This window comes from Streptomyces sp. CG 926, assembly GCF_003148825.1.
Taxonomy (GTDB): domain Bacteria; phylum Actinomycetota; class Actinomycetes; order Streptomycetales; family Streptomycetaceae; genus Streptomyces.
Genome location: NZ_QGGZ01000002.1, coordinates 183,545 through 196,658, shown reverse-complemented (window position 1 = coordinate 196,658; position 13,114 = coordinate 183,545). Strand labels below are relative to the sequence as shown.

The 13,114-nt window shown below is 70.0% G+C and carries 14 protein-coding genes; 5 read left to right on the top strand and 9 right to left on the bottom strand.

The genetic code is table 11. From position 1 onward, the window contains the following. Nucleotides 1–251: 251 nt before the first annotated feature. Entirely contained in the window at nt 252–806 is a 555-nt protein-coding gene (locus tag BCL76_RS05920) for a GNAT family N-acetyltransferase (protein WP_109778495.1), read from the bottom strand. Nucleotides 807–818: 12 nt separating this feature from the next. Beyond that, entirely contained in the window at nt 819–2,081 is a 1,263-nt protein-coding gene (locus BCL76_RS05915; protein ID WP_109778494.1) for a hypothetical protein, read from the bottom strand. Nucleotides 2,082–2,258: 177 nt separating this feature from the next. Between BCL76_RS05915 and BCL76_RS38815 the strand changes: the two genes are divergently transcribed. Genes BCL76_RS38815 through BCL76_RS05905 form a run of 3 tightly spaced genes read left to right on the top strand, consistent with a single transcriptional unit; the run spans nt 2,259 to nt 3,629 of the window. Continuing rightward, nucleotides 2,259–2,420, top strand: coding sequence for a hypothetical protein (locus BCL76_RS38815; RefSeq protein ID WP_181382452.1), 162 nt, complete (start codon nt 2,259–2,261; stop codon nt 2,418–2,420). Continuing rightward, nucleotides 2,420–3,130, top strand: coding sequence for a phytanoyl-CoA dioxygenase family protein (locus BCL76_RS05910; protein ID WP_109778493.1), 711 nt, complete (start codon nt 2,420–2,422; stop codon nt 3,128–3,130). Before BCL76_RS38815 ends, BCL76_RS05910 begins: the two co-directional genes overlap by 1 nt. A gap of 46 nt (nt 3,131–3,176) precedes the next feature. Beyond that, entirely contained in the window at nt 3,177–3,629 is a 453-nt protein-coding gene (locus BCL76_RS05905) for a hypothetical protein (RefSeq protein WP_258309355.1), read from the top strand. Nucleotides 3,630–3,722: 93 nt separating this feature from the next. Here BCL76_RS05905 and BCL76_RS05900 read toward each other — a convergent pair whose 3' ends face one another. The 3 genes from BCL76_RS05900 to BCL76_RS05890 all read right to left on the bottom strand — a co-directional run bounded on the left by BCL76_RS05900 (nt 3,723) and on the right by BCL76_RS05890 (nt 6,904). Then, nucleotides 3,723–4,373: an HNH endonuclease signature motif containing protein gene (locus BCL76_RS05900; RefSeq protein ID WP_109778492.1), complete on the bottom strand. Its 651-nt coding sequence runs from the start codon at nt 4,371–4,373 to the stop codon at nt 3,723–3,725. Nucleotides 4,374–4,594: 221 nt separating this feature from the next. Continuing rightward, a complete protein-coding gene (locus BCL76_RS05895) occupies nt 4,595–5,842 on the bottom strand; it encodes an MFS transporter (RefSeq protein ID WP_181382451.1) in 1,248 nt (415 codons plus the stop codon). Between the two features lie 297 nt (nt 5,843–6,139). Beyond that, the gene (locus BCL76_RS05890) at nt 6,140–6,904 is read right to left on the bottom strand and encodes a DUF3800 domain-containing protein (protein WP_109778490.1); all 765 of its coding nucleotides are present in this window, start codon (nt 6,902–6,904) and stop codon (nt 6,140–6,142) included. A 441-nt stretch (nt 6,905–7,345) separates the two neighbouring features. Here BCL76_RS05890 and BCL76_RS05885 point away from each other — a divergent pair, with 441 nt between their 5' ends. Both BCL76_RS05885 and BCL76_RS05880 read left to right on the top strand, forming a co-directional pair. Continuing rightward, nucleotides 7,346–8,773 (top strand): SulP family inorganic anion transporter, encoded by a 1,428-nt coding sequence (locus BCL76_RS05885; RefSeq protein WP_109778489.1) that lies wholly within the window; start codon nt 7,346–7,348, stop codon nt 8,771–8,773. 18 nt (nt 8,774–8,791) lie between these two features. Next, a complete protein-coding gene (locus tag BCL76_RS05880) occupies nt 8,792–10,027 on the top strand; it encodes an APC family permease (RefSeq protein WP_109778488.1) in 1,236 nt (411 codons plus the stop codon). Here the strand turns inward: BCL76_RS05880 and BCL76_RS05875 are convergent. Genes BCL76_RS05875 through htpX form a run of 4 tightly spaced genes read right to left on the bottom strand, consistent with a single transcriptional unit; the run spans nt 10,011 to nt 12,944 of the window. Further along, nucleotides 10,011–10,544: an SMI1/KNR4 family protein gene (locus BCL76_RS05875; protein WP_109778487.1), complete on the bottom strand. Its 534-nt coding sequence runs from the start codon at nt 10,542–10,544 to the stop codon at nt 10,011–10,013. The two genes, BCL76_RS05880 and BCL76_RS05875, sit on opposite strands and share 17 nt — an antisense overlap. Nucleotides 10,545–10,594: 50 nt before the next feature. Further along, entirely contained in the window at nt 10,595–11,695 is a 1,101-nt protein-coding gene (locus BCL76_RS05870; RefSeq protein WP_109778486.1) for a barstar family protein, read from the bottom strand. Next, nucleotides 11,692–12,084, bottom strand: a complete 393-nt coding sequence (locus BCL76_RS05865; protein ID WP_109778485.1) for a YccF domain-containing protein — start codon at nt 12,082–12,084, stop codon at nt 11,692–11,694. Before BCL76_RS05865 ends, BCL76_RS05870 begins: the two co-directional genes overlap by 4 nt. Then, nucleotides 12,081–12,944, bottom strand: coding sequence for a zinc metalloprotease HtpX (gene htpX, locus BCL76_RS05860; protein WP_109778484.1), 864 nt, complete (start codon nt 12,942–12,944; stop codon nt 12,081–12,083). Before htpX ends, BCL76_RS05865 begins: the two co-directional genes overlap by 4 nt. Between the last annotated feature and the right edge of the window lie 170 nt (nt 12,945–13,114).

The window sequence follows — 13,114 nt, the reverse complement described above, 5'->3', positions numbered from 1 at the left end:
AGAGGGGAGAGCGCGGAGATCGTCCCCTGCGTCCCCTGCGTCCCCTGCGTCCCCCTGGAATCGTGGGACCTTGTCCGCACCGCGACCGGTCGCGCCTTGTGCGCGGGCGCGCGCGAATACCGCAGGGCACTGACAACAGCCCTCGAACGTCGGCGCGCACCCGGTTCCCCCCCTCGCTCGCGCGTGCAGGGGGCGCGCTTGGTGGAAGGCTCCCGCGACCGGTCGCTGCGCCATACGCGCGCGGGAGCAGCTCAGTGAAGGTCGAGCAGCATCACGTCGTGCAGGTCTGCGCCCGCCCATGGGCGCGCGTCGCCGATCTTGCGGTATCCCCATGCTCGGTACGCGGACACGGCCGCCTTACTGTCCGGGTGGACGTTGAGTAGGACCCGCTCGGCCTCGGTGCCGTCGAGGACGGCATCGTGCAGGCGGCGGGCGATGCCCTGCCTGCGCCATGCGGCACGCACGGCGAGTTCCATCAGGCCGAACGTTCGCCGGCCGTCCTCGCGCCGCATCTCGGCGGGCACGGGCACGGTCAGTTGGTCCCACCAGCCCGTCTGCGGCCCGAGGGGGTAGCCGTACGCCATGCCGACGGCCTCCCCGTCCGAGTTACTCGCTAGGGCGCCGCGGAAGGTGGCCTTGCGGGTCTGGGACCGGAAGCGGCGGAATGCCGCTGCGACGTCGGTCTCGGTCTCGTCGTAGGGCGGCTCGGCGAACGCCTCGGCGTAGACCAGGCGGAACGCCTCCTCGGCCCTGGCTGCGGTCGGCCCGTCGAGCTGCTCGACGCTGGCCTGTGTTGGCTGACTCATCCGGCGGCCCTCTCACACGGTGTCGCGGATACGTGCCACGCTTTCGCGGGCGGTTGGGCTATCGACTACCCCGGCCGCCCGCTGGAAATCGTGCACCTTGCCCAGCAGCCGGGGCGAGGCGATGCCTCCCCAGGTATCCAGCACGCCGCCCACCTCGGCGCACGCCTCGTCGACTTCCCCCGCGGCGAGGAGTACACCGGCGAGCTTGACGCGGTACGAGGCGCTGTTCCGGGCGAGCCCACCGCCAATGCCTCGCACGGCCGCCCGGAGGAACGGCACGGCGCGCTTGGGCTGATCTGCTCGTACGTACATGTCCGCCGTGGCGTAGTCGACCTCGAACGGACCCACGAAATTTGCCCAGTTGGGCACGTCCGTGTCGGCGTCCGCGCGCCCCTGGTAACTGACGGCACGGGATAGGGCGCGGCGTGCGCCCGACAGGTCCCCCGCGTGCGTGGCGACATTGGCATCGCGGAGCGCGATCACGAGGTGCACCGTCGCACCCGCCCCTGCTTGGGTCGCGAGGCGGTAGGCGTTCTCGACGGCACTCGCAGCCTCCCAGGACCGGCCGGCCTTGACTGCGAGGAGTACAAGCGTCTCCAGCACGGAGATCTGTAGCAGCGGGTTGTCGACGAGCTGCGCCGCGGCGAGGGCTTCCATGCAGGCGGCACGTCCCTCCGCGATGCGTCCGCCGTCGTAGCCGTACCAAGCCCGGTGCCCGTGCAGCTCGGCGAGCATCGTCTGTAGCTCACGGCCCACGCCTGAGGTGTACGAGGCGCTACTCAGGGCTCGCGTGATCTCCGCCTCGATGCGCTCGGCCTGCGTGCTCGCCGGCACGCTGCCGGCGGTGTGGTCTGTCTTGTAGAGCCCGTCGAGGCGCTCTCTCAGCCGCCCGAGATCGGCCGTGCCGATACGTGGGCCCAGCGCGGCAGGCAGTAGAGCAGCGGCAGCGAGGGCGCCCGCGTCTGCGACGAACGTTCTCCTCTTCACCTCTCCAGCGTCGCTGATCGGTGCCGCAACCGTCACGCGATGACCGGGGACGTCGAACCCCATTTCGGCGAGGGGCATGCCGAACATGGCTTCAAGTACGGCTTGCTGGCCCGGGTGCGGCAGGGGCGGGCGCGTCTCGCTCTCCCACCGCCGCAGTTGGCGGACGCTCACCGCGGCGGCGACGCCGAGGCGGGCGGACTCCTGCCGGAACGCCTTGACGAACGTCTCCTGCGTGTGGCCAGCAGCGCGCCGTAACCGTGCCAGCCCGCCCGACTCCTGTTCCGTCATGCGCTTCCCCCTCGCAGCTACGGGTCGTGTACCCACCGTAGCGATCTGGCCCGGGGGTCGGGCGCGGAAACGTCCGCCCAAACGTCCGGTGCCCCCTCGCCCATGACGCCCTCTCAGGCGGTGCACTGGTGACACACCGAACCACAACGCCCCTGAGCAGCGGGAGTGCGCATGCCCATGACCATTCGTGTGTACGACGTCAACGGCCAGACGGGAGAGGTCGTCCACGAGCGTGCCGAGGTGGTCGTCGGGCCCGGGGTCCGGGACAGCCCGCCCATGAACTCGCTCGCCTTCCCGCCCTGCCAGTGCACCCGCTGCCGGCCGAAGGGCGAAGCCTGATGAGCGAGCCCCTCACCATCAGCTACACGGGACCGAGCCCGCTCGGCGAGGACGGATACCGGACCGGGCTGGAGTGGAACACCAATAGCCGAGCCCGCGCCCGAGCCGCCGAGGTCATCGCCGAGCACCGCGCCGAACGAACCGAGGTCGTGCTCGACGCGCACCTGCGCTTCGAGTGGGCCGCGCACGCGGTGCGCGCCCCCGGACTGCTCGCCGCCGTGCAGGAGACGATCGGCGAGGCGGTCGCCGTCGAGAACACCTTTCTGATGATCAAGTGGCCCGGCCGTGAGTTCCGCGTGCCCTGGCACCAGGACGGCACCAACCGGCGGATGCAGCTCGATCCCGCCCGCTCGGTCGCGGCCTGGCTCGCCATCACCGACGCGACCACCGCCAACGGCTGCGTGCAGGTCATCCCCGGCTCGCACGCCAGCGGCTACCTCGGCAACGACCGCGAGACGAGCAGCGCCCGCCGAGGCAGAGCACTCGGAGTGCAGGGCATGCCCAACGGACCGCACGACCACGGCGTATGGCTGCCGCTCGACGCCGGGCAGGCGTGCCTGATGGACGTCCGGCTCCTGCACCGATCGGACAGCAACACGACCGCCGGCGCCCGGATCGGCCTGAACATTCGCTACGTCGCTCCCGGTGCCATCCGGTCGAGCGGCGCCCACAGCCCCAGCCTGTACCCGTTGACCGGGTCGAGCTGGTGATCACGCACCATCCACAGCGCACCATCGACATCAGAGGAGAACCACCGTGACCATCCTCGAAACCAGCGCTCCGCCGATCACCCGCGTCCGGGTGCTCACCGGCGAGGACGTCGACCCCGCCCGGCGCGGCAGCAAGAGCGTCGTGGCGTTCAGCGACTGCCGGTACTACTGCCCCGACGCCGCGACCGTCGAGCGGTGCATCGAGCACCTGCGCGCCAGCGACGAGCGGCTGCGCTCCCGCCCGGACGAGCAGATGCTCTGGGACTGGGAGTGCACGTACTTCGAGGCCGACCCGGACAACGAGAACGGCGGCGGGACGGTCCTGCTGGGCGTCGCCTGGTACGACCGCGCGTTCTTCGACGACCGCCGGGGCGCCTGGTTCGGCGCCATGCACACCCGCATTTACCAGGAGATCGGCGTCCCGTTCGAGAACGTGACCGTCGAGCACTGGCTCGCGCTCGACGCGGCCGAGTGGAAGACCGAGGGCGCGGCTCTCTAGAGACGAGCACCGTACAGCCGCGTTGCCGCACAGATTCGTAGCCTCGGCCCCCGTCGCAGTACAGCCGGCGGGGGCCGAGAGCCGTCGTGCGTTCTAGTAGTCACCTCGCGCGCTGCGCAGTTGCTTGGCCGCGTACGTCAATTGTTCGATCAGATGCGCTGACCCTGCGAGTTCTTCGGCAGCGTCACGCAGTGTGTTCGCCGAGTCCTCCAGCCCCCGCAGCTTGTCGGCAGCCGACCGAAGGGTGCCAGCGCTGTCCTCAAGGCCGCGCAAGTCCTGGGCAGCCGATTGCAGCATCCACGCAGCGTCGGGATCCACACCGAATCCATGCACGCGGGGGTCCGCCAACTCCTCGACCAGTACCCGCAGAGTCGCGGCAGCTTCGGGTGCGATGCGTGCAAGCTCAGCAAGCGCCTCGTGTGTCTCGTCGAAGAACGACTCAAACGACTCGGTCACCAGTTCGCTGAGGCGTGCCTCGGTGAGCCCCCGGAGCCCCTGCAACGCTGCCAGACCCCCGGACTCTCGCTCCCGCTTCCACTGGCCGAGCATCGCGACGCTGTACTGGTCGCTGTCACGGCCATCAACACGCACGTGGTGGGCCTTGCACAGCAGCAGCAGGTTCCCGAAGTCGTTCTTCTCTTCGAGAGTCATCTGCGGGTCAAAGCGCTTGCCTCCGGAACTGACAGCGCGGATGTGAGCGATTTCCAAGTTCAGGATGTGCTCGCCGTCTACCAGCTTCGTCACTGGCTCGTCGCAGCCTGGCCAGTAACAGGTGCCACGGCACAAAGACATCAGTGCCGCGTGGGTACCCGGCGTGTACTTCCGAGCTTCGCCCATATTGCTCCCCCTCAGTCGTCAGCGATCGCGCAGCCTAGGCGCTGGCTGACGGACGTCGCATCGCAGCAGTCGGGGCAAGAGGGCCTAACTCGCCACGACGGCGGAACGTCGGGAATGCATGCCGCGGCCTAGTCGATGGCGACGACATCCCCGCGCTGACCCGACGGCTCAGCCGGGGCCGGCTCGCGCAACCGTCGACGGGCAACAAGCAGGGTGATGAGAGCTGAGATTACGACCGTCCCACCGCCCACGCCGAACGCAAGCCGTGGGGAGACATCAACGAGAAGTGGCAGAACCAGCATTCCGGCCGTGCCGCCGGCCCGGATGATCGTCTGATCGACGGACATCAGGCGCAGCCGCTCCGCCGGGGCGAACGCGCCGAGGTGCGCGCGCAGGGTGACGCTCGTAGCCGGGGTGACGATGCCCGTCAGCAGGGCGAGCAGGAGCAGCGCGGGCAGGTCGAGCACCAGACCCATGCAGGCGGTCGCCGTGCCCTGTAGAGCCCACGCACCGCAGTAGACGGTCAGCCATCCGCCCGAGCGTCGATTGCTCGCGAGGGGGTTACCCATCAGCGCCCCGACGCCCACGGCCGCCGTGACGAGTCCGTACACCGCGGCGCCCGCCCCGTATCGGGTGGCTAGCAGGGCGGGCATACCGATGGCAGTCACGGCCGAGCAGAACAGGGCTACCCCGTGCAGGCCGATCGCCAGTCCGACCCGCGGGTGCTCACGCAGCACCGGCCCCGCCGGGACGGACGACCGTGCCCTGCCCCGAGGGCGCTCGGCAGCTCCACCTGCCGAGGTCGCGTAGCGGCGAGCCAGCCAGCGCAGCGCCACGGCCGACACGGCGAACGTCGCGCCGTTCAAGGCAAAGAGCTGCACCTCGGAGACGAAGAGCAGCAGCAGGCCGATACTGGCCGGACCGGCGATACGGGCGATGCGGCCCGTGAGGTCGAGGAGACCCGTGATCTGCTGCACCCGCTCGGGCTCGACGAGATCGGGCACCAGGGCGCCGAGGTTGGGATCGAAGAGCGCCCCGAGCGCGCCGAGGAGCAGCACACCAGCGAGCAGCAGAGCGATGCCCCGCGCGTCGGGCGACCACATGAACGGCAGCGCGACCGCGACCGCTGCCCGCGCCCCGTCGACCCATGCGAGTGCCCGGTACGAGGAGAAGCGGGAGACTAGCCGCCGGCCCACGGTGCCGAGGGCGATGTACGGCAGTGACTCAGCCACGGCGACCAAGCCCATGAGTGACGCTGAGCCCGTCGCGGCGTAGACGACCCACATGACCGCGAGGGCATAGAGGCGATCCCCGAGGACGGACAAACTCTGCGCCAGCCACAGGACCAGCACGGGCCGCTGCCGCAGCAGCCGCACGTACCCCAATGTGCCCTCCCGGGCATGCCGCACCAGACCGGGATCGTGCTGTCCCTGCCGTATCGCGACCACCCTAGAACCCCGTGTTGCACAAGGAGTCGTGTTCTCAGAAGCTCACCTGAATGTGCCCTACGGCCTCGCAAGATCCCAAGTCAGATTTTTCCAGCGCCCCGTCAGGTGATGGGCAGCCGCCTGGGTTCCGATCTCTGGCACGTTGTCGTACGGTGGAGCCAAGCGCTGACCCGTAGCCCATGCTTCGGCTAGGCACTTTCCGCCCCCCAGGACTCCTGGGGGGCCTTAATGCGTGCGGACAACGATGCCCGGAGCAGGGCCGCCACCACGCATATTCGTCTCGCGACGCATGGCGGACCCCAACTCATGCCACATCTCAGCCGGGCAAACGGCGGCAATGTTCTTCGACGGCGCCACATGCGCCCTAAAGCCTGCATAGGCAACCAGGTCAGCGAACTGAATAAAGTAGGAATGATCAGAATTCCGCGGCACCGGATCGTCGATCAGCATCCGCGCGGGAACGTTCAGGGAACCCGTCCCATAGAGACTCCCAGCCGTCAGACGACGACGCGCACGCCGGACAAGCCTCCTGATCTGGTCATTCTCACCCTCATCATGGATCACCATGACCGGGGTGCGCGCCGCCGTGCTGGCTCGCTCAAGCCGCTGCAAGAGCGTCGTCCAGGCCAATTCGAAGCATTGACCATCAGACAGGTCGTGCTGCCGCTTGTCGATGACGATGGCGAATGCCTTGACCTGCATGTCCTGCAATACGCGAAGGTGCGCTCTGTAGACGATGTGGCGTGCAGCGGGAGCTAGCCCGAGCTTGCGGATAGATCCACTATTGCGCAGCAGAAAGTTAGCCTTGATCTCCGAGCGCATCAAGATCCCGAAACGCTCTTTTATTCGCCGCCGAAATGCCACCGCCTCGTCAAAGGCGGTAGACCAATCCGAATCATTCACCAGGACACAACCGAGTGTGTACGTAACCGTGCCACCACCAGCAACCGCGCCAGTGTTGCCCGATTCGTCGATGTAGGCCAGGAGCACTCGATCATCATGCAATATGCCCGTCGCACATAGCCAGAGGTCGACGACACCTGGTGACTCCGGACTCTCCGGCGAGAGCAGCCGCTCGCAGCGCCAGAGGGAGTCGGGGCACACTCAGGGCACAAGGAGCGGGAAGGCACCGAAAAACTTCGGCAACTACTGAATGTAGTTTCAGCAGGTCAAGCCCCATACGGACGCGAAACCACAGGTCAGAGACCCGATCGGGCAGTTCGTGAACTACCGCTGACCCTGTTTCGCGATCTGCCCCACGCCGGCCCGGCGGTCTTCACCGACCGCCGGGCCGCGGCGGTTGCGAAGGGGGTGTGTGCGGGGCGTGTGCGGCGCACGCGCCACCGCGGCCTCCTGTGGTCACTTGGGACGCGATGAGTGCGCCCACCACGCTGGGTGGCATCACATCACCGCGTGGCAGGGGGATCTCGCATGCCTGGGGCCGGCACGTTTCGCGATGACTTCGGGGCGTCCGTGGTCGTGGCGCTGGTCGCTCTACCCCTGTGCGTCGGGGTGGCGGTCGCCTCCGGGGTACCGGCCGAGCTGGGGATCGTCACCGGGGTGGTCGGCGGGTTGGTCACCGGATGGTTCCGCGGGAGCGCCCTCCAGGTGAGCGGGCCCGCGGCCGGTCTGACCGTCCTCGTCTACGAGGCGGTGCAGGCGCACGGTCTTCCCGCACTCGGCGTGCTGGTGCTGGCCGCCGGGGTGGTGCAGCTGGGGATGGGGATGCTGCGGCTCGGGCGGTGGTTCCGGGCGATCTCCGTCGCCGTCGTGCACGGGATGCTGGCCGGGATCGGGCTGGTACTGATCTGCGGGCAGCTGTACGCCCTGGGCGGGGTGGAGGCTCCGGGGCAGACCCTGGCGAAACTGCGCGGGGTGCACGAGCTCGGGTCGCAGGCCGACTTGGCCGCCGTGCTGCTCGGGGTCGGGACGATCGCCGCCATGGTCGCCTGGCGTCGGATGCCCGCCCGGCTGCGGATCGTGCCCGGGGCGCTCGTCGGGGTGGCCGCGGCCACCGCCGCGGCCGTGCTGCTGCGGCTGCCCGTCGAGAAGGTGCGGGTGACGGGCGTACTGGCAGCCGTGTCCCCGCCCGGCTGGGGCGACTTCGGGGTGCTGGCCTCGGTCGGCGCGGCCGGCACCGTGGTCGCGCTGGCGCTGATCGCCTCCGCGGAGACGCTGTTCAGCGCCGCGGCGGTGGACCGCATGCACGACGGGCCGAAGACGGAGTACGACAAGGAACTCATCGCCCAGGGCGTGGGCAACAGCGTGTGCGGGCTGCTCGGCGCGCTGCCGATGACCGCAGTCATCGTGCGCAGCGCCGCCAATGTGGAGGCCGGGGCGCGGACCCGCGCGGCCAGGGTGCTGCACGGCGGCTGGCTGCTGCTCTTCGCCGTGGCGTTCCCGCAGCTCTTGGAGATCGTGCCGCTGGCCGCGCTGGCCGGGGTGCTGTTGCACGCGGGGTGGAAGCTGCTGCCGGCCAAGGCGGTGGCCGCGTTGTGGCGGACGCACCGGGGCGAGGCGGTGGTGTTGGTGGTCACGGCCTCGGCGATCGTGGTCACCAATCTCTTCGAGGGGGTGTTGATCGGGCTCGGGCTCGCCGTCGCGAAGGCGGCCTGGGAGACCTCGCACGTACACATCGAGGAGGTGTGGGAGGACGAGCAGCTCTGCGTGCAGGTCCTGGGCAACGCCAGTTTCCTGCGGCTGCCCAAGCTGCTCGACGCCTTGGACGCGCTGCCGCACGGGCAACCGGTGCGACTGGATCTGAGCGGGCTGCGTCATCTGGACCATGCCTGTCTGACCGCCCTGGAGGGCTGGGAGCGCACGCGGGCGCCGCTGCCCGGCCGGGAGGGTGTCATCTAGCGGGGTTACCCTCCGCCGGTGGAAAACGAGTTGAAGCGCACCTTGGGGGTGTCCGACGCCGTCGTCGTCGGACTCGGCGCGATGGTGGGCGCCGGTATCTTCGCCGCCCTGGCGCCCGCGGCGGGGGCGGCGGGCGGCGGCCTGCTCGCCGCTCTGGGCGTGGCGGGTGTCGTGGCCTACTGCAACGCGCACTCCTCGGCGCGGCTGGCCGCCCGGTATCCGGCCTCCGGTGGCACGTACGTCTACGGGCGTGAGCGGCTCGGGCCCTTCTGGGGGTATCTGGCCGGCTGGGGGTTCGTGATCGGCAAGACCGCGTCCTGCGCGGCGATGGCCCTCACGGTGGGGGCGTATCTGTGGCCCGGGCAGCAGCATGCCGTGGCCGTCGCGGCGGTGGTGGCGCTGACCGCCGCGAGCTACGGGGGCGTGCAGAAGTCGGCCCGTATCACCCGGCTGATCGTGGCGGTGGTACTGGCGGTGCTGGCCGGGGTGGTCGTGGTGTGCCTGTCCTCCGGGGCGGCCGACCCGGAGGGACTCAGCGGATCCGCCCCGGGGATCTTCGGGTTGTTGCAGGGCGCGGGTCTGTTGTTCTTCGCCTTCGCGGGCTATGCCCGGATCACCACCCTGGGCGAGGAGGTGCGTGACCCGGAACGGACGATCCCGCGGGCGGTGCCGATCGCGCTGGGGATCGCGCTGCTGGTGTACGCCGCGGTGGCGGTGGCGGCGTTGTCGGTGCTGGGTGCGCAGGGGCTGGCGCAGTCGTCGGCCCCGCTCGTCGACGCGGTGCGGGCGGCCGGGCGGCCCGGACTGGCCCCGGTGGTCCGGGTGGGCGCGGCCCTGGCCGCGTTGGGTTCGTTGTTGGCGCTCGTGCTCGGGGTCTCGCGGACGGTCCTGGCGATGGCCCGTGACGGCCATCTGCCGCGCGCGCTGGCGGCCGTCCATCCCCGGCATCAGGTGCCGCACCATGCGGAGCTCGCGGTGGGTGCGGTCGTGGCGGTGCTGGCGGCCACCGCCGATCTGCGGGGCGCGATCGGTTTCTCCTCCTTCGGAGTGCTCGCCTACTACGCGATCGCGAACGCCTCCGCGTGGACTCTCGATTCAGCTGTCAAGGGTCGGGCCGTGGCAGTGGTCGGGCTGTCCGGCTGTGTGGTGCTGGCGTGTGCGCTGCCTCTCGCGTCGGCGGTCGCGGGGGCGGCGGTGCTGGCGGTGGGCGTGGTGGTCCACGGGGTGCGGGGGCGGTTCAGATCCGGGATCTGAAATCGGCCCAGGGCGCCAACTCCAGGTCGTACTCCTCCCCCAGTTCGGACTCCTCGCAGAACCACGCGGTGCCGTCGAGCCAGCCGTGCAGCCAGCCGGCCAGGCTCGGGGCGTCGATGGACCAGGCGAGGTCCGGCTCCCCCGGATTCGGGTCGAACAGCAGGACCTGGCCGGTGTCGGACCAGCAGTCGACGCAGGCGTCCATCGCGCAGCCGAAGTCGGCCACGGGCAGGACTCCCTCGGGCCAGCGCCACCCTGAGGACCGTCGTTCCTCGTACGCGAGCACGGCCTGACGCAGCAACAGCAGTCCCTGCCCGGGGCCGAACCCGCCGTCGCCGACGCGGGTGTAGAGCGAGGCGAGCAGGGGCGGCAGGGCGAAGCCGAGTATGGCTTCGGCGCGGGTGATCTCCCCGGTGCCCAGCGGTCTCGGCAGGGCCCTTCCCCGTCGTTCGTACCCGCGTGCGGAGTTGCGCACGCGGTCCGTGACTTGCTCCAGCAACTGCTCGGTCTCGTTCATGCGTTCATGGTGACGCACCCCACCGACAACCCGCTCGGCCTGTGGACAACTCAGGCGAGGACCACGGCCAGACCCTTTTCCCGCAGGTGGGCGAGGATTTCGGAGAAGCTCCGGGGGCGGGCCGTCAGCGGCATCGTCCCGAGACTGCGGCGGGCGACGGCGTGGTCGTGCCAGACCAGCGTGAAGGGGCTGGTGACCCCGAACCGGCCGCGCAGGGCGTCGTCGACGCCGCTCGGGTTGCGCCCGAAGTACCCGCCGGGGCCGTTCATCGCCTCGCCGAGGGCGCACAGGAACCCCGCCTCGTCGGTGACGTCGCGTCCGTCGAGGTGGTAGGTGGCACCGGCGGCCCGGTCGGCGGCCTCCCGGTCGTGGTGCTCCAGGGCGATCCCCAGCCAGTGGTCGCGGCCGACTGTGTCGAAGCGGGCCCACCCGTTGGGTTCCGCGGGTCGTCCCGCGTGCCAGAGGGGCCAGATGTCCGCGGCGACGGGCGGGACCGGGTCCATGTGCACGGTCATGTCGTAGCGGCCCGGCCCGCGCGGGGAGGGTTCCGAGCCGACGATGTCCGGGTGTCCCAGCAGGGCGAGGCGGGCTCCGTCGGCGTCCAGGGCCTGGAGCACCCGGTAGGAGAGACGCTGTTTGCGGCCGCCCTCCAGCAGGGCGCGCAGCGGCCCGTACGGGGTGCAGCCGAGCAGCCGTACGGTGTGGGGCGGCGGATCCTCGGGCGGGACGACCTCGGCGAGGTCACGGCAGCGGCCCAGTACCTCGGACTCGGCGCCGGTCAGCAGGAAGCCTGCGGACAGTGGGCGCCGCTGCGGGTAGCGCGCCTGGTTTTCGGCGCGGACGGCCTCGACGGTCACGTCAAGCAGTGTCAGGTCGCGGGCGCAGGGGCGGCTGCCCAGGATCCGTACGTCCTGCAGGTACCAGCCCTCGCGGTGTGCTTCGCCGTGCCGGTCCAGTTCCTGCAGGGCGAGGAGGTTCCTGCCGTCCTCGAACGGGTCCTCCAGGGCGCAGCCGAGGAGTTCGTACCGTCTGCGTACGGGCGCCGGCGGGTCGGCGAAGAGGTTCTCCGCCGCCTCGCACAGCGCCCACAGTTGCTCGTCTTCGTGGTCGTCGTCCTCGCCCAGCAGGGCGAACTGGGCCGACCGGGTCACCGAGAGGCGAAGGGCGCGTCCGTGCGGACGATCTCGCGGCCGAGCGGGAGCAGGGAGAGCGGGACCATCTTGAAGTTGGCGATGCCGAAGGGGATGCCGATGATCGTGACGCAGAGCGCGATGCCGGTGACGATGTGGCCCAGGGCGAGCCACCAGCCGGCGAGGACGAGCCAGAGCACATTGCCGATGCAGGACGGGGCGCCCGCGTCGTGGCGCTCGACCGTGGTGTAGCCGAAGGGCCACAGGGCGTAGACGGCGATGCGGAAGGCGGCGATGCCGAACGGGATACCGATGATGGTGATGCAGAGCAGCACGCCCGCGAGGACGTATCCCAGGAACAGCCAGATGCCGCTGAGGATGAGCCAAATGATGTTGAGGATTGTCTTCATCGGCGGCGGCCTGCCATCTGTTCGAGCCGGGCGATGCGCTCGGCCATCGGAGGGTGTGTGGAGAACATCTTAGAAAGGCCCTGGCCTGGGCGGAACGGGTTGGCGATCATCATGTGGCTCGCCGCCTCCAGCCGGGGTTCCGGGGGCAGTGGGAGTTGTTTGGTGCCCGCGTCGAGCTTGCGTAGGGCGCCGGCGAGGGCGAGCGGGTCGCCGGTGAGCTGGGCTCCGGAGGCGTCGGCCTCGTACTCGCGCGAGCGGCTGATGGCCAGCTGGATCACGGAGGCGGCCAGCGGGCCCAGGATCATGATCAGCAGCATGCCGAGGAGACCGGGGCCCTCGTCGTCGTTCGACCGACCGATCGGGATCAGCCAGGCGAAGTTCACCAGGAACATGATCACCGAGGCGAGGGCGCCGGCGACAGAGGAGATCAGGATGTCGCGGTTGTAGACGTGGCTGAGCTCGTGGCCGATGACCCCGCGCAGCTCGCGCTCGTCGAGGATCCGCAGGATGCCCTCGGTGCAGCAGACCGCGGCGTTGCGCGGGTTGCGGCCGGTGGCGAAGGCGTTGGGGGCCTCGGTGGGTGAGATGTACAGGCGTGGCATGGGCTGGCGCGCGGACGTCGAGAGCTCGCGCACCATGCGGTAGAGCTGGGGTGCCTCGAACTCGCTCACGGGGCGGGCGCGCATGGCGCGCAGAGCCAGCTTGTCGCTGTTCCAGTACGCGTAGGCGTTCGTCCCGAGGGCGACGAGGACGGCGATGATCAGGCCGCCCCGTCCGAAGAAGCTTCCGATGAGGATGATGAGTGCGGACAGCCCGCCGAGGAGTACGGCGGTCTTCAGCCCGTTGTGCCGGCGGTGCACGGTACGCCCTCCAAGTGGTGCGGCAGGGGAGCCCGTCATGGATGTGAGGGTCTACGGTCCAGTGGACCCTCCCTTCCTGGTCAACGCGAGGTGAGGGCGTCTGGTTCCCAGGGCATGGCGGGGCGTCCGTGCGTCGCGGCCCCTTCCTGTGGGAGGTCGGGGCCGCGGCC